Here is a 15,209-nt window from a genome sequence, read left to right as displayed (position 1 = left end):
CGCGCTCGGGACATTTTGGCGGCAGGGCATGGACGAGGGACAGGGACATTGTGGTCAGGGCGCGGCTTGGACCGTATCTGACGCACGTCTGGCCAGTGTTCTGGAGACGGCCGTCGACGGCATCATTGTCATCAACGACCGTATGCGCATCCTGGGCTTCAACAAGGCCTGCGAGCGCCTTTTCGGATACACGGCCGCCGAAGCTCTGGGTCAGAATGTTACCCTGATCATGCCGGGATCCTATGCCCGCGAGCATGACCACTATGTGGAGCGCTATCTGGAAACCGGCGAGCGGCGGATCATCGGCATCGGCCGTGAAGTCGCCGCGCGCCACAAGGATGGCACCGAGTTTCCGGTGGAGCTGTCGGTCGGCGAGGCGAAAACGCCTGACGGACGCCAGTTCATCGGCATCCTGCGGGATCTGCGGCACCGCAAGTCGGTGGAGCAGAGCCTTGCGAGAGCGCAAGCGCAACTGGTTCACATGACCCGAATCAGCGCCATCGACGAGATGGGCGCGGCGATTGCCCATGAACTGAACCAGCCGCTGACAGCAATCTTGTTGTATCTTCAGGCCGTTGTCCGCAAGGCGCGCAATGCCGATACCGTCGATGCTCAGTCTCTTGGCGTGATCGAGAAGGCCATGCGCGAGGCCGAGCGTGCGGGGGAGATCATCCAGCGCATGCGCCAGCTGGTGGAGAAGCGCGATCCGGAACGGGTGCCGACGGATCTGCTGAGTTTCAGCCGGTCCTGTGTGGAACTGGTGGAACTGGGATCGGGTGACAGCGGCGTGCGTTTCGAGATGAAAATCCAGCCGCAGCTGCCGGAGCTGCCGATCGATCCGGTGCAGATCCGCCAGGTTCTGGTCAACCTTCTGCGCAACGCCCGCGAGGCGGTGCAGGGCTCGCCGGAAAAGACCGTCCGGCTCGAAGTCGAACGGAGCGGCGATTACATCGAGTTCCGCGTCCAGGACAGCGGGCCAGGGGTCCCCTCCGAGGTGGTGCCGGAACTGTTCCGCGCCTTCTCAGGCCACAAACGCAAGGGGCTGGGGCTTGGCCTCGCCATTTCCCGGACCATCGCCCAGAATCACGCCGGTGATCTGAGCCTTGAAAAAGCTGCCGAGGGAGAAGGGGCAACGTTCGTTCTCCGCCTTCCTATTAATTGCAATATTGATCCAGATCGTCACGCTGACGGCAAGTCGTGATATGCCCTTGGGCTATACGCAAGAAAGAGGACTTTAGGGATGACCGAAGCCATCTACATCGTTGATGATGATCCCGCCGTGCGCGATGCATTGTCTGTCGTGTTCGAGATGGAGGGCTTTTCGGTCGAAACCTTCGAGGACGGGGACAGCTTCGTCACGGTTGCCAAGGAGCGTGTTCCGGCTTGCGTCATTCTCGACGTGCACATGCCGGGCCGTTCCGGCATTGACGTGCTGAAGGCCCTGAGCGCGGACAGCTATGAAGCGCCGATCTTCATCATCTCCGGCCAGGGCGATATCCCGATGGCTGTGGAGGCCATCCGCAACGGTGCCTTTGATTTCATTGAGAAGCCTTTTGACGCCGACACGGTGGTTGCCCGTGTGCGCGAGGGCATCGAGGCGCAGCGGAACAAGGGGGCACCTGCAAATGGTGAGACCGGCAGCTTCCCCGGCGCTGAACTGCTGACCCGGCGTGAGCGCGAGGTTCTGGGCAGGATCACGGCAGGGGCTTCCAACAAGGAAGCCGGCCGGGAGCTGGGCATCAGCCCCCGGACGGTCGAGGTGCACCGCGCCCGCATCATGGAGAAACTCGGCGCCAAGAACGCGGCGGATCTCGTCCGCATCGTGCTTGCTCATTGAAACGAATGTCATCAGCCCGCTCCTGCAATGCGGGCTGATGACATCGATTGCAAAAATTTGATTCAGATCCCTCGTAATAGTGCGTAGATCATATTGGGCAAAAGGGCCGTATAAAGAGAGCAGTGCCCAATGCACACGCTCTATCGTGGACCATTTGCGTGACAGTTCACATTGTCGAAGATGATTTCGGGGTATCGGACGCGCTGTCCATTCTCGTGGAGGGAATGGGTCACGAAGCGGTCGTATACCCCGACGCAGAGTCCTTCTTTGAAGGCGAGCCGCCGGTTTCCGGCGACCTGGTGATTGTCGACCTGGGCCTGCCCGGTGTCAGTGGCGCACAGGTGGTGCGCTGGCTGGGTGAATTCCGCGACCCTCCCAAGGTCATTGTCATCTCCGGACAGCCGGGGAACCGCCTGCGGGAGATGCTGAGCGGCATCAATCCCTTCGCCTTCCTGCGCAAGCCTCTGTCCGAAGAAGAGCTGGCGCCTTATCTTTGAAGGCGGAATTGCAGCCGCGACAAAATCCTGCGTTTATTTTGTCTTGTGAAGTGGAATTGTATCAATTCCCCGGTTGCGATCTGCTGCCGGATTTATTTGCTTTGTGGTGTTTCCCCTCTGAGAGGCGGAGTACAACTCCCTTACACTACTGAATTCTACGGATGCGTCATCCTGTCCTGAGTATAAGGCCTTACGCACTCGACCGGATTTCGCCCTGCAAATCTCCAAGATAGTTTGTCACCATCAGCAGCAATACAGGCAGCCCGCCGGACGGGGCAGGTTGCCGGAAACGTGGTGCATGGGGAAACCCGTGCCGTGTTTCTTTGCGGGTTGAAAGCCACAGGAGGGAAACATGGCTTATCTGGAACGCAGTCTCACAAGATCACCCATGGCCGGTACCATCGCATCCCGCGTTCCTGCCCCTGAGGTCACCTCCCACTTCGCCAGCTTTGGCGCCAAGAGCGTGAGCTACAAACCGCATGATGTGATCTATTACCAGGGTGACCCTGCCGACCGCATTTTCGAGGTTGGCCGCGGCACGGTGATGCTGTTCAAGCTGCTGCCCGATGGCCGCCGTCAGGTGGTCGAGGTGCTGGGCGCCGGGGATATCTTCGGTATGCCCGCCGGCGAAGAGCAGGATTGCACCGCTGAAACCCTGACCGATGCCTGTGTCCACACGCTGGACCTGCACCAGATCGAAGTCTCTCCCGACATTCAGCGCCAGCTGACCAAATGCCTGATCACGCAGATGCAGCATCTGCATGAACACGCGGTTCTGCTTGGCCGCAAGTCGGCAACCGAGCGTGTCGCCAGCTTCCTGATGCATCTGGTTCCGGACCGCGGCGGCAACAACTGCATGGGGCCGGTGGAAGACGGCCTGCCGGACAGCCGTCAGGTCAAGCTGCACATGACCCGCCAGGAAATTGCCGATTACCTTGGTCTGACCATCGAGACAGTCAGCCGTGTGATCTCGGATATGAAGCGCCGCGGCCTCATCACGCTGGAGCGCAACGACGAGATCCGCCTCAACCGGGTTTGCGCTGTCTGCCAGCTCACCGGCAAGCACTGATCAGACAAGCACAAGACCCCATCGATCATTGTAAGCCCTGTAGCCAGTCCGCAAGGACTGGCTGTTGGCGTTTCTGCGGGCAAAAGCAGGGCGCCGCCCTCGCTTCCTGCCCTGGCCCAGCCTGCTGTCTGGCTGGGCGCCATTTCCAATCCTCACACCGCCATCGAGTGGCGCGGCACCACGGCGCTGGGGGCGGCCTTGCCGAAATAGGCATCGAAGGCAGCCGCCGCGATCCGCACATAAGGCCGGCCTTCCGGCGTGATTTTCACCCAGGCGTCCTTGCAGGTCAGCAGCCCGTCTGAGCTGAGTTCCTCCAGCTTTGCGAGGCTTTCGCTGAAGTGGCTGAGGGGCAGGCCATGCCGTTCGGCAATCCGGGCCACGTCCACGGTATAGGACGTCATCAGCTGTTCGATGATATCGGCCCGCGCCCGGTCATCATCGGACAGGGCAAAGCCCTTGTTGACCGGCAGCTGGCCGTTTTCCACCATGCGCTGCCACGTGCCCGTGTCACTGACATTCTGGACAAAACCGGCAGGCAGCCGGCCGATGGAGGAGACGCCGAGGCCGATCAGCGCTTCACCCTGATCGGTGGTGTAACCCTGGAAATTGCGCTTCAGACGGCCTTCCGCAAGTGCAATCGCCATGCTGTCGTCCGGCCGGGCGAAATGATCGAGGCCGATGGCCACATAGCCCGCATCCATCAGGGCTTCGCGCGCCGCATCGGCCATGGCAAGGCGCTCGGCCGGCGCGGGCAGGGTGGTCTCGTCAATGAGCCGCTGATGCTTTTTCATCCAGGGCACATGGGCATAGCCGAAGAGGGCGATGCGTGAAGGCTGCAGCGCGACGGAGCGGGCCACGGTGTCCAGAATCGTGTCGCGCGTCTGCAGCGGCAGGCCATACATCAGGTCGAAATTCAGGGCATCCAGTCCGGCATCCCGCAGGTGATCGACGGCTGCCTGCAGCACCTCGTAGGACTGCACCCGGCCGATGGCCTTCTGCACATCCGGGTTCAGGTCCTGCACGCCGAGGCTGGCGCGGTTGATCCCCATCACGGCCAGCGTCAGCGCCAGGCGGCGGGTGACATAGCGCGGGTCCAGTTCGATGGCGTGTTCGAGATCCGGCGTCAGATCGAACAGCACCCGGATCATGCCGGAGAGTTCCAGCAGGCTTGCTTCCGGCAAAAGGCTTGGCGTGCCGCCGCCCCAATGGATGTGGCGCACGCGCCGCTGGGCGCCCAGATGCCCGGCGACCAGCTCGATCTCGGCTTCCAGCGATTTGGCATATTGCACCAGAGGCGCGTCCTTGCGGGTCGCCTTGGTGTGGCAGCCGCAATAGTGGCACAGCTCCCGGCAATAGGGCACATGCAGGTAGAGGGACAGGTCCGTCTCTTCAGGCAGGCCAGCCAGCCAGCTGCCGTAAAGGCCGGGTGTCACCTCCGCACTGAAGTGCGGTGCGGTCGGGTAGCTTGTGTAGCGCGGCACGTTACGGGCCGCATATCGGGCAAGATGGTCGCTCATGAGGGCAATCTGGCAGATGTCCGGGAGGGGAACCTTGATCTTCCTCAACGTTCCTGAAGGTGTGTTGCAGCTTCAAGCCATGCGTCATGCGCGCAGGTGCAAGGGTTCAGCCCGGCTGCAAATGCACTGGTTGGCCTGCCGCAGGCCGCTATAGTGACATGGCATGCCTGCCAGCCCCCTATTTCCTGATCCGCGACCAGCCAGATGACATCCAGCCAGATCGACGCCGAACCAACCGTTTCCCGCCGGACAGCCTTGGCGCAATTCTGCCTGACGATTGCCATCGGCGGGGCTGGCGCGGCCGGGTTCAACTGGCTCGGCCTGCCTGCGGCCTGGCTCTCGGGCGCGATGATCGTTGTTGCCGCAGCTACCTTTGCCGGGTTGCGGGCGAAGTTTCCAACCGGCATTCAACCGCCGCTCTACACGCTGCTGGGCATGACCATGGGCAGCGGCGTGACGCCGGACGTGGTGCATCGCATCGGCGACTGGCCGGTTTCGCTGGCTGGCCTTGCCGTCGTCGTGGCACTGGTGATGCTTGCGACCTATGTCTTCCTCCGCCAGCTTTGCGGCTGGACGAAGGAAGAGGCTTATTTTGCCGCCATCCCCGGTGCCCTGACCTTCGTGATGGCGGTTGCCTCCGACCGCAGGACCGATGTGACGCGTTTCTCGACGGCCCATATCATCCGGCTGTTCTTCCTGGTGGCAGCTCTGCCGCTCTTCATCGGGCAAGCGGGCGGGGCAGGGATGGGCGGCAGCGCTGAGGCCGCTCCCGTGCCGCTTCAGGACACGGCATTGGGCCTTGTCATCTGCGTCGCGGCCAGTTTTGCGGCGGTGCGGCTGCGCATTCCGGGCGGCTGGCTGACGGGGGCGTTCTTTGCCAGCGCGCTGGCGAGCGGAACGGGCTTTCTGGATACGCATGTGCCGGACTGGGCGCTGATTCCCTGCTTTGTCATTCTGGGCGCTTCCATCGGCATCCGTTTCTGCGAAATTTCCCCGGCCATGCTGCTGCGCCTTCTGGCGGCCTCCGTCGGAGCCTTCGCTGCGGGACTCACGGTGTCGGTGGTGGGGGCGCTGGCCATTGCGCTGACGCTGGGCATTCCGGCCGGTCAGGTGCTGCTGGCCTATGCGCCGGGCGGGCTGGAGGTGATGATGCTGCTGGCCTACCTGCTCGACATGGATCCGGCCTTTGTCGCTGCCCATCAGCTGGCCCGCTATATTGCGTTGATCCTGATTCTCCCGCCCGTGACCCTTGCCGTGCTTGGCCGCAGCCCGCGCGGCGGGGCGTAACCAAGGCTTTCCCCTCTTTGCAGCGTCCAGCCGGGCCGGATGGCTGCTTGCGCCCGGGATAAATGCCTTGCGGCACTCTCACGGCCTTCCCGCCTGATACCTTTTTGCCATCAAACCGAAGCCTTTCCGCCCCGTTGATCTGAATCAACGCGTCTGGCCCCATCCCATGTGCAAGGTCAGCGTCGGACTGCTGGCCCTTCCCTCGCCAGCGGCATTCAAGACTGGGGCGGAAGAATGGCACAATCAAAGGCCAAACTCATATCGCTCGAGGAAGGGGCTTTCGCCCTATTCCTTGTGCTGCTCGCCTTCGCCTGCCTGATCGTGGCAGGGAAGACTTACGACCAGGTGATGGCATTCCATACGGCAATCGGCGCTCTGTTCGCTGCTGCCGGTGCCTTCATCATCTTCAAGAACTACTTCGATGACGGCGGGATCGAGATCCCGCAGGAAATCGGCGGCAAGCCGAACTACAACATGGGGCCGGTCAAGTTCGGCACCGTAGCTGCCATGTTCTGGGGCATCGCCGGTTTCACCGTCGGTCTCATCATCGCGCTTCAGCTGGCCTTTCCGGCGCTGAATTTCGATCTGCCCTGGACCAATTTCGGGCGCCTGCGTCCGTTGCACACCTCCGCGGTGATCTTTGCCTTCGGCGGCAACGTGCTGCTGGCAACGTCCATGTATGTGGTGCAGCGCACATCCCGGGCCCGTATGCCCGGCAAGATCCTGCCCTGGTTCGTCATTCTCGGCTACAACGCCTTCATCGTCATTGCCGGCACGGGCTACCTGCTGGGCGCGACGCAGGGCAAGGAATATGCCGAGCCGGAATGGTACGCCGACCTGTGGCTGACCATCGTCTGGGTGGCTTACCTGTTCCTGTTCCTCGGCACTTTGTGGAAGCGCAAGGAGCCGCATATCTATGTGGCGAACTGGTTCTACCTGGCCTTCATCGTCACCATCGCGATGCTGCATCTCGTCAACAACGCCACCATTCCGGTGTCGGTGTTCGGGACCAAGTCCTACATCGTCTGGTCTGGCGTGCAGGATGCAATGGTGCAGTGGTGGTACGGCCATAATGCGGTGGGCTTCTTCCTGACCGCCGGCTTCCTCGCCATCATGTACTACTTCGTGCCCAAGCGTGCCGAACGGCCGGTCTATTCCTACCGTCTGTCGATCGTGCACTTCTGGGCGCTGATCTTCATCTACATCTGGGCTGGCCCCCACCACCTGCACTACACGGCTCTGCCGCAGTGGGCTTCGACGCTGGGCGCCACCTTCTCCGTGATCCTGTGGATGCCCTCCTGGGGCGGCATGATCAACGGCCTGATGACCCTGTCGGGTGCCTGGGACAAGCTGCGGACCGATCCGGTGCTGCGCATGATGGTCGTGTCGGTTGCCTTCTACGGCATGTCGACCTTCGAAGGCCCGCTCATGAGCATCCGTGCCGTGAACTCGCTGTCGCACTACACCGACTGGACCATTGGCCACGTGCATTCCGGTGCTCTGGGCTGGGTGGGCTACATCTCCTTCGGTGCGCTCTACTGCCTGGTTCCCTGGCTGTGGAAGAAGAAGGGCCTCTACTCGCTGAAACTGGTGGACTGGCACTTCTGGCTCTCGACCATGGGCATCGTCCTGTACATCTGCGCCATGTGGGTGTCGGGCATCATGCAGGGCCTGATGTGGCGCGCCTACGACAAGATGGGCTTCCTTGAATACTCGTTCATCGAAACCGTCGACGCCATGTTCCCCTACTACGTCATCCGTGCTCTCGGTGGTGCGCTCTTCGTGATCGGCGCCGTGATCATGGCCTTCAACCTCTGGATGACCGTCCGTCACGGCGAGGCCGAAGCGGCTGAAGCCGGTACGGCTGGCAATCTGGCTCCGGCCGAATAAGGGGGAGAGCAATCAATGTCTGCCTGGGCAAAACACCAAATCTTCGAGAAGAACTCTATTCTTCTTCTTGTAGGCATCCTCTTGATGGTCTCCATCGGCGGTCTCGTCGAGATTGTCCCGCTCTTCTATCTGAAGAGCACGATCGAAAAGGTGGAAGGGATGCGTCCCTACTCCCCGCTCGAGCTGGCCGGCCGCAACATCTACATCCGTGAAGGGTGCTACCTCTGCCACTCGCAGATGGTCCGCCCGATGCGTGATGAGCTGGAGCGTTACGGCAAGTACTCGCTGGCGGCGGAGTCCATGTACGATCATCCGTTCCAGTGGGGCTCCAAGCGCACCGGTCCGGATCTGGCCCGCGTCGGCGGCAAGTACTCCGACGACTGGCACAGGGATCACCTGATCAACCCGCGCTCTGTCGTGCCGGAATCGATCATGCCGGGCTATCCGTTCCTCATGACGGCCAAGCTCGACACCCGTGGCATTGCCGACCACCTGAAGGTGAATGCAATCGTCGGCGTGCCTTACACGGACGAAATGATCGAGAACGCAGCCGCTGATCTGGCCATCCAGGCCAATCCGGATGCGGACGGTGTCGATGAATTCCTGGCCCGTTATCCCAAGGCTGTTGTCCGCGACTTCGACGGCAATCCGAAGGACCTGACGGAAATGGATGCGCTCATCGCCTATCTGCAGATGCTTGGCACGCTCGTGGATTTCACGATCTACGACGACAAGGCGAACCTGCGCTGAGGAGGCTCACATGAACGAGACCTACATGACCCTGGCCAGCTTCGCCCAGACGGGTGGCACGATCTACTTCGTGCTGATGTTTGCAGGTGTGCTCGCCTATGCCCTCTGGCCCCGCAATGCAGAACGCTTTGACGAGGCCTCCAAGATCCCGTTCCGGGAGGACTGACAGATGAGCGACAATCACAAGAAGGAGATCGATGCTGTCTCCGGCGTCGAAACGACAGGCCACGAGTGGGACGGGCTCAAGGAGCTCAACAATCCCCTGCCGAAGTGGTGGCTCTATGTCTTCTACGCCACGATCGTCTGGGCGATCGGCTACTGGGTGGTCTATCCGTCCTGGCCGCTGCTCAGCGGTTACACCGCGGGCGTCCTTGGCAACAGCCAGCGTGCAGACGCGCTGGCGGCTGTCGAGGCCGGTCAGGCCGCCCGTGCCCAGCTGGGTGCGGGGCTGAATGACGCAAGCCTGGAAGAGATCGCCGCCAAGCCGGAACTGCTGGACTTCGCCATGGCAAATGGCCGTGCAGCTTTCGGTGACAACTGTGCCCCGTGCCACGGCTCCGGCGGTACAGGCGCCGTGGGCTATCCGAACCTGCAGGACGACGTCTGGATCTGGGGCGGCACCCTGGACGACATCCACACGACGCTGCAGTACGGCATCCGGTCGGGTCATGATGAGGCCCGGTTCGCCGAGATGCCGGCCTTCGGCCGCGATGGACTGCTCGACAAGACGGAAGTCGATCAGGTTTCCAGTTTCGTCGCTGCGCGCGCCGGGCTGGAGCCGGAAGCGGGTGTGGATCTGGCTGCGGGCGAGGTCGTCTATCAGGACAACTGCGCATCCTGCCATGGCGAGGATCTCGCCGGCATTCGCGAGATGGGTGCACCGAACCTGCTTTCGGCGAACTACGTGTTCGGCAAGTCGGTTCAGGCCATCAAGGCGCAGGTCAATGCCCCGCGTCATGGTGTGATGCCCGCCTGGGAAGGCCGTCTTGATCCGGCGACCATCAAGTCGCTGGCCGTCTACGTCCACTCCTTCGGTGGTGGCGAGTAACCTCGCCGCCCGGCCCGCGCGGCCAGGAGCAGAACTGCAGAAAACCGGAGGCCGGGCGCGCAAGCGTCCGGCCTTTGACATATTGCCGCATTTGATCAGGCTCAAGGCCCGAAGCGTCCGCGCCGTCTAGTGTGTCTTGAAGGTCAGCATGAACCCGGGTCTGCGCCCTCGCGCTGCGCCCGGAATCGCCCGGGTGCCGTTGGGGCCGGAAACCGGGACGAAAGGACGGAAAGATGCGTGTCGAGCCAAATGCCGGCGGGGCCGGCGGAGAGCCAGAAGAGTGGTTTGCGTCCGCCAGGAAAATCTATCCGATGGCGGTCAAGGGAACTTTCCGCAAGATCAAGTGGGCGCTCCTGTTCATCACGCTGGGTATCTACTATTTCCTTCCCTTCATCCGCTGGGACCGGGGACCGAATGCACCCGGTCAGGCCGTTCTGGTCGACCTCGAAGGGCGGCGCGCCTATTTCTTCTTCATCGAAATCTGGCCGCAGGAGGTCTATTACCTCACCGGTCTGTTGATCATTGCGGCACTGGCGCTGTTTCTGATGAACGCGGTCGCCGGGCGTCTGTGGTGCGGCTATCTCTGCCCGCAGACGGTGTGGACCGACCTGTTCCTGTGGGTCGAGCGCAAGATCGAAGGGGACCGGCGCGAGCGCATCGCCCTCGACAAGGCGCCGATGAGCCTGTCGAAATTCGGCAAGCGGGCCACCAAGCATGTGTCCTGGCTGATGATCGCCTGGTGGACCGGCGGTGCCTGGGTTCTCTATTTCTCCGATGCGCCGACGCTGGTCTATGAACTCGCCACCTTCCAGGCACCGCTGAGTGCCTATATCTGGATCGGCATCCTGACCGCGACCACCTATCTGCTGGCCGGCTTCATGCGCGAGCAGGTCTGCATCTACATGTGCCCCTGGCCGCGCATTCAGGCGGCGCTGACGGACGAAAAGGCGCTGAACGTCACCTACCGCTGGGACCGGGGCGAGCCGCGCGGACCGCTGAAGCGCAACAAGGAACTGGCGGCGCTTGGCCAGCCGGCTGGTGACTGCGTTGATTGCGCCCAGTGCTTCCACGTCTGCCCGACGGGCGTCGACATCCGCAACGGCCTGCAGCTCGACTGCATCCAGTGCGGGTTGTGCATTGACGCCTGCGATGCGGTGATGACCCGCGTCGGCAAGCCCACGGGCCTTATCGGCTATGACACGGACGAGAACATCCAGCGGCGGCAGGAAGGCAAGGACCCGACCTATGATATCGTGCGTCCGCGCACCATCATCTATGCGGCAGTCATCGCCATCACCGGTGCCATCATGCTCTATGCGCTGCTCAGCCGGGACTTTGCCGGGATCAGCGTGCTGCATGACCGCAACCCGATCTTCGTCCAGCAGAATGACGGCTCGGTGCGCAACGGCTTCACCGTGCGCCTGCTGAACAAGCAGAACCACGAACGCACCTTCATGCTCAATGTTGAAGGCATGCCCGGCGGCACGAGGGTCGAGGCAATCGGCATCGACCACTATGTGGATGGCCGTCCCTTCATCGTTGTCGGCCCGGACCAGAGCCGTGAGATCCGCGTGCTGGTCTATTCCCCGGCCGATGCAAAACTTGCATCCTCGACACCCGTCATCTTCCGCCTGACGGACACGCTGATGGGCGAGGTTGTCTACACCAGTGATTACTTCAAGGCCCCATAGGAGGACCAGATGACACAGACACTTGCGAGGATGGGCAAGGGTGATGGAACGGGAGGGGCGGCACGCCGCCCCATGACCGGATGGACGGTTCTGATCTGGCTGACAGGCTTTTTCGGGGTCATCTTCGCGGTCAATGGCTTCTTCCTCTGGGTGGCCCTCGGCAGCTTCCCCGGAACGGTTGTCGACAGCTCCTACAAGGCCGGACAGGCCTTCAACAATGAGGTGGCAGCGGCCCGTGAACAGGCCACACGCGGCTGGCATGTCGGCGTGCATCTCGAGCGCAGCATCGAAGGCCGCGCCCAGATCGCCATCAATGCCGAGAAGGCCGACGGCTCGCCGGTCTCTGGTGTGACGTTCGAGGCCAGGCTGATGCACCCCGTGGCAAGGGGGCAGGACCAGACCGTGGACCTGATCGAAGGAGAAAGCGGGCATTACACGGCCTTGACGCCGGAGCCGGTGGCAGCGGGCAACTGGCACCTGATCATCGAGGCTCACGGGGCCGAGGGCCGGGTGTTCCGGTCCGAGAACAAGCTGTTCCTCAAGGACTGAGTTTGACATGCGCCATGCGCGGTTCGGGGGGCGAACCGGGCATGGCATTTTCTCCCGCGAGAAGGACGGATCATGACTGTGCATATGCGTGACTGGGACGCATTCGTCACACCCGGAGAAGAGGGCAGGGCCCATATGGACCTGGCCGTCGAGGGCATCACTTGCGCGGCCTGCATGGGCGACATCGAGCGGGGCCTGATGCGCCTGCCGGGCGTCGCCAGAGCGCGTGTCAACCTCACCTCCCACCGGCTCGCGGTGGACTGGGATGCCGCAGCCACAGGGGCCGACAAGATTGTCGCCACGCTGGCACGCATGGGCTACAAGGCCCACCCGTTCGATCCGGCATCGGCGCGCAACCGTCAGGACCAGACGGGGCGGGAACTGATGCGCGCCATTGCCGTCTCAGGCTTTGCAGCGATGAACATCATGCTGCTCTCCGTCTCGGTCTGGTCGGGCAATGTCACGGATATCACCGACGAAACCCGCGACCTGTTTCACTGGATCTCGGCGCTGATCGCCCTTCCGGCGGTTGCCTATGCGGGCCGCCCCTTCTTCAGAAGTGCCTTCAATGCCATCCGCGGCCGCCGCCTCAACATGGATGTGCCGATTTCCATCGGCGTGTGCCTTGCGGTCGGGCTGTCGCTGGTCCAGACCGCGCAAAGCCAGCATCACGCCTATTTCGAATCCGCCACCATGCTGCTGTTCTTCCTGCTGGTCGGCCGCTATCTCGATCACAACATGCGCGGCCGCACCCAGTCGCTGGCGGAGAACATCGCAGCCTTGAAGGGCGAGGTCGCGGCGCGGATCAATCCGGATGGCAGCGTGCGCGAGGTGCCTTTGTCGCGGGTTCAGCCGGGTGATCTCGTGCTGGTCACCGCTGGTGACCGCATTCCGGTTGACGGGATCATCGAGGAAGGCATTTCCGAGGTCGATCAGAGCCTTGTGACCGGCGAAACGGCGCTGGAGCCGGTGAGGCCCGGGGACCGGGTCTATGCCGGCACCAGCAATGCCGATGGCGTGCTGCATGTGCGTGTGGCGGTTGCCTCCGGTTCCACGGTGCTGGATGAGGTGAACCGTCTGCTGGAAGCGGCCGGACAGGCCAAGTCCTCCTATGTCGTGCTCGCCGACCGGGCCGCCTCGATGTATTCGCCGGTGGTGCATGCGGCGGCAGCGCTGACCTTTGCCGGATGGGCGATTTATGGCATCGGCTGGCAGCCGGCGCTCGTCATCGCCATTTCGGTTCTCATCATCACCTGCCCCTGCGCGCTTGGCCTTGCCATTCCGGCGGTGCAGGTCGTCGCTTCCGGGCAGTTGTTCAAGGCAGGCGTGCTCATCCGCTCGGGCGATGCCATCGAGCGGCTGGCGGCTGCCGACACCATCGTCTTCGACAAGACCGGCACGCTGACCCTGTCCGAGCCGGAACTTGTGGAGGAGCCGGATCTGTCGGACCGGGATCTGCTGCTCGCCGGGCGTCTGGCCCTGTCCAGCCGTCATCCGCTGGCCCGTGGCCTTGCCCAGGCAACGGCCGCCAGCGAGCCGCTGGCCGGTGTGGCGGAAACAAGCGGGGCAGGCGTCTCCTGCGATCTGGGGGCACGCGAAATCCGGCTTGGCAGTCCCGTCTTCTGTGGTGCGGCAGAGGCAGATGTGGCGGCGCTGATGCAGCGCCATCCCGATGCCTCGCTGCTGGCCTATCGGGTCGGCGAGGGGCAGGTGCGGCTGATCGCCCTGCGGCAGAAGCTCCGGCCTGATGCTCCGGCCGTTGCCGCCAGCCTCAGGTCCATGGGCTACCATCTGGAGATTCTGTCCGGTGACCGGGCGGGCGCGGTGGAGCAGGCCGCCACTGCCCTTGGCATCAGTGAATGGCGGGCCGGGATGACGCCTGCGGGCAAGATTGCCCGGCTGGAGGATCTGAAGCAGACTGGCCGCACCGTGCTGATGGTCGGTGACGGGCTGAATGACGCTCCGGCTCTGGCCGCAGCGCATGTGTCGCTGTCGCCGGTGACCGCGGTTCACATCAGCCAGGCCGCTGCCGATGCCGTGTTCCTGGGCGATCCGCTGCGCCCCGTCGCCGAAGCGCTTGCCATCTCCCGCAAGGCCAAGGCCGCCATGATCGAGAACCTTTGGATCTCGGTCATCTACAATCTGATCGCGGTTCCGATTGCGGTGGCGGGCTTTGTCACGCCGCTGATTGCGGCTGCCGCCATGTCGGGCTCGTCTCTCATCGTCACGGCCAACGCCCTGCGCCTGCGCCTCGTCAATGCGCGCATGGCACAGGACACGGTGCCCGGCCAGACTGGAACCGGCGCGGCCGCTGGCCGCGCGCCTGCCATTTCTCTCAAGCCTCGGGGGGCAGAATGACCATCCTGCTGTTTCTTATCCCGGTCGCCCTGTTCCTCGGTGGTTTGGGGCTTGTGGGCTTCCTGTGGTCGCTGAAAAGCGGCCAGTATGATGATCTGGAGGGCGCCAGCTGGCGTATTCTGGATGATGATGATCTGGAAGATGATGATGGGAAAAAAGCCTGACCGGCTGCGCAAAAGCGGTCAGGCACGCCTGTCTCAGCCGACGAGAGCGGTGATCACCATGCTGGCTGAAACGATCAGCAGGGCCAGGCCGGAGAAGAGAAGAATATTCTCGTGAGCAGGGCCAGAGCCGGCGCTGAAGGATGGGGCCTGCGTGCCGGGTTCCTCCCCGCGTGCCTCCCTCTTCTTCTCTATGCGTTCGCTCTGCATGGCTGGCTCCGGAGTGTCTGGATGAAAGGCTATTGCTAAAACCCGCCTTGTCCGACTGTGACGGATTTATAGCACGGCTCCCTGAAAGGCGCGTTAAGCCATAGCTCCGGATCGAGTTAATGCTTCGCAACTTTACCAAGGTTTAAACCCGGTAACTTGAATCTTATGTCAAATTCGCGGCATCTCCGGTTAAATGCCCTTGGGTAAAAGAAAATCCTCTGCCGCTGCTTCTCTCGTGCAACGGGCTGAATTTATTGGAAAAATAGGTGGACAGGCTGAAAATGGCCACATCAGGCCACGGAAATGCCCGCTTGAGCAGTCAAACCCTGTGCATCTGTTAACAGT

At 62.5% G+C, this 15,209-nt stretch carries 15 protein-coding genes; 13 read left to right on the top strand and 2 right to left on the bottom strand.

The annotated features are described in order from the left end of the window. Positions 1-28: 28 nt before the first annotated feature. The 4 genes from IF10I1_RS09415 (at position 29) to IF10I1_RS09400 (ending at position 3,403) form a co-directional block, all read left to right on the top strand. Entirely contained in the window at positions 29-1,201 is a 1,173-nt protein-coding gene (locus IF10I1_RS09415; RefSeq protein ID WP_050470920.1) for a nitrogen regulation protein NR(II), read from the top strand. Between the two features lie 39 nt (positions 1,202-1,240). Beyond that, positions 1,241-1,837, top strand: coding sequence for a response regulator transcription factor (locus IF10I1_RS09410; protein ID WP_050470921.1), 597 nt, complete (start codon positions 1,241-1,243; stop codon positions 1,835-1,837). A gap of 158 nt (positions 1,838-1,995) precedes the next feature. Then, positions 1,996-2,334 (top strand): response regulator, encoded by a 339-nt coding sequence (locus IF10I1_RS09405; protein WP_208975598.1) that lies wholly within the window; start codon positions 1,996-1,998, stop codon positions 2,332-2,334. A 352-nt stretch (positions 2,335-2,686) separates the two neighbouring features. Then, positions 2,687-3,403: a Crp/Fnr family transcriptional regulator gene (locus IF10I1_RS09400; protein ID WP_208994266.1), complete on the top strand. Its 717-nt coding sequence runs from the start codon at positions 2,687-2,689 to the stop codon at positions 3,401-3,403. Positions 3,404-3,555: 152 nt separating this feature from the next. On the opposite strand, the gene hemN is transcribed toward IF10I1_RS09400, so the two are convergent. Beyond that, positions 3,556-4,920 carry an oxygen-independent coproporphyrinogen III oxidase gene (hemN, locus tag IF10I1_RS09395; protein ID WP_186392568.1) on the bottom strand — a complete coding sequence of 455 codons (1,365 nt, stop codon included), beginning with the start codon at positions 4,918-4,920 and terminating at the stop codon, positions 3,556-3,558. Positions 4,921-5,124: 204 nt separating this feature from the next. Here hemN and IF10I1_RS09390 point away from each other — a divergent pair, with 204 nt between their 5' ends. From IF10I1_RS09390 to ccoS, 9 genes are all read left to right on the top strand, one after another. Continuing rightward, the gene (locus IF10I1_RS09390; protein WP_186424283.1) at positions 5,125-6,207 is read left to right on the top strand and encodes an AbrB family transcriptional regulator; all 1,083 of its coding nucleotides are present in this window, start codon (positions 5,125-5,127) and stop codon (positions 6,205-6,207) included. 234 nt (positions 6,208-6,441) lie between these two features. Further along, the gene (gene ccoN, locus IF10I1_RS09385) at positions 6,442-8,097 is read left to right on the top strand and encodes a cytochrome-c oxidase, cbb3-type subunit I (protein WP_050470924.1); all 1,656 of its coding nucleotides are present in this window, start codon (positions 6,442-6,444) and stop codon (positions 8,095-8,097) included. Positions 8,098-8,112: 15 nt separating this feature from the next. Beyond that, entirely contained in the window at positions 8,113-8,847 is a 735-nt protein-coding gene (ccoO, locus tag IF10I1_RS09380; RefSeq protein ID WP_058897710.1) for a cytochrome-c oxidase, cbb3-type subunit II, read from the top strand. A 10-nt stretch (positions 8,848-8,857) separates the two neighbouring features. After that, complete coding sequence (locus IF10I1_RS09375) at positions 8,858-9,013, top strand: cbb3-type cytochrome c oxidase subunit 3 (protein ID WP_019962961.1); 156 nt, start codon at positions 8,858-8,860, stop codon at positions 9,011-9,013. A gap of 3 nt (positions 9,014-9,016) precedes the next feature. Next, positions 9,017-9,895 (top strand): cytochrome-c oxidase, cbb3-type subunit III, encoded by an 879-nt coding sequence (gene ccoP / locus IF10I1_RS09370; protein ID WP_058897709.1) that lies wholly within the window; start codon positions 9,017-9,019, stop codon positions 9,893-9,895. A gap of 233 nt (positions 9,896-10,128) precedes the next feature. Next, complete coding sequence (ccoG, locus tag IF10I1_RS09365) at positions 10,129-11,586, top strand: cytochrome c oxidase accessory protein CcoG (protein WP_186392566.1); 1,458 nt, start codon at positions 10,129-10,131, stop codon at positions 11,584-11,586. 9 nt (positions 11,587-11,595) lie between these two features. Next, the gene (locus IF10I1_RS09360) at positions 11,596-12,135 is read left to right on the top strand and encodes a FixH family protein (RefSeq protein WP_208977216.1); all 540 of its coding nucleotides are present in this window, start codon (positions 11,596-11,598) and stop codon (positions 12,133-12,135) included. Positions 12,136-12,207: 72 nt separating this feature from the next. Then, complete coding sequence (locus IF10I1_RS09355; protein WP_244284684.1) at positions 12,208-14,493, top strand: heavy metal translocating P-type ATPase; 2,286 nt, start codon at positions 12,208-12,210, stop codon at positions 14,491-14,493. Continuing rightward, on the top strand, positions 14,490-14,657 hold the full coding sequence (ccoS, locus tag IF10I1_RS09350; RefSeq protein ID WP_050470930.1) for a cbb3-type cytochrome oxidase assembly protein CcoS: 168 nt from the start codon (positions 14,490-14,492) through the stop codon (positions 14,655-14,657). Before IF10I1_RS09355 ends, ccoS begins: the two co-directional genes overlap by 4 nt. Before the next feature lie 33 nt (positions 14,658-14,690). Here the strand turns inward: ccoS and IF10I1_RS09345 are convergent, their stop codons facing one another. After that, entirely contained in the window at positions 14,691-14,864 is a 174-nt protein-coding gene (locus tag IF10I1_RS09345) for a hypothetical protein (RefSeq protein WP_157757064.1), read from the bottom strand. Between the last annotated feature and the right edge of the window lie 345 nt (positions 14,865-15,209).

The sequence above is a fragment of the Pannonibacter sp. I15F10I1 genome (assembly GCF_900185665.1).
GTDB classification, from domain to species: domain Bacteria; phylum Pseudomonadota; class Alphaproteobacteria; order Rhizobiales; family Stappiaceae; genus Pannonibacter; species Pannonibacter indicus.
Note: the sequence above shows the minus strand (reverse complement) of the source record. Positions and strands in the feature narration are given on the sequence as shown.

Excerpts from the sequence above, each read along its gene's own strand:
- ccoO (WP_058897710.1), top strand. The coding sequence starts at position 8,113 with ATGTCTGCCTGGGCAAAACACCAAATCTTCGAGAAGAACTCTATTCTT.
- IF10I1_RS09375 (WP_019962961.1), top strand. The coding sequence starts at position 8,858 with ATGAACGAGACCTACATGACCCTGGCCAGCTTCGCCCAGACGGGTGGC.
- IF10I1_RS09415 (WP_050470920.1), top strand. The coding sequence starts at position 29 with ATGGACGAGGGACAGGGACATTGTGGTCAGGGCGCGGCTTGGACCGTA.
- IF10I1_RS09345 (WP_157757064.1), bottom strand. The coding sequence starts at position 14,864 with ATGCAGAGCGAACGCATAGAGAAGAAGAGGGAGGCACGCGGGGAGGAA.
- IF10I1_RS09360 (WP_208977216.1), top strand. The coding sequence starts at position 11,596 with ATGACACAGACACTTGCGAGGATGGGCAAGGGTGATGGAACGGGAGGG.
- hemN (WP_186392568.1), bottom strand. The coding sequence starts at position 4,920 with ATGAGCGACCATCTTGCCCGATATGCGGCCCGTAACGTGCCGCGCTAC.
- ccoN (WP_050470924.1), top strand. The coding sequence starts at position 6,442 with ATGGCACAATCAAAGGCCAAACTCATATCGCTCGAGGAAGGGGCTTTC.
- IF10I1_RS09355 (WP_244284684.1), top strand. The coding sequence starts at position 12,208 with ATGACTGTGCATATGCGTGACTGGGACGCATTCGTCACACCCGGAGAA.
- ccoS (WP_050470930.1), top strand. The coding sequence starts at position 14,490 with ATGACCATCCTGCTGTTTCTTATCCCGGTCGCCCTGTTCCTCGGTGGT.
- IF10I1_RS09410 (WP_050470921.1), top strand. The coding sequence starts at position 1,241 with ATGACCGAAGCCATCTACATCGTTGATGATGATCCCGCCGTGCGCGAT.
- ccoP (WP_058897709.1), top strand. The coding sequence starts at position 9,017 with ATGAGCGACAATCACAAGAAGGAGATCGATGCTGTCTCCGGCGTCGAA.
- IF10I1_RS09400 (WP_208994266.1), top strand. The coding sequence starts at position 2,687 with ATGGCTTATCTGGAACGCAGTCTCACAAGATCACCCATGGCCGGTACC.
- IF10I1_RS09390 (WP_186424283.1), top strand. The coding sequence starts at position 5,125 with ATGACATCCAGCCAGATCGACGCCGAACCAACCGTTTCCCGCCGGACA.
- ccoG (WP_186392566.1), top strand. The coding sequence starts at position 10,129 with ATGCGTGTCGAGCCAAATGCCGGCGGGGCCGGCGGAGAGCCAGAAGAG.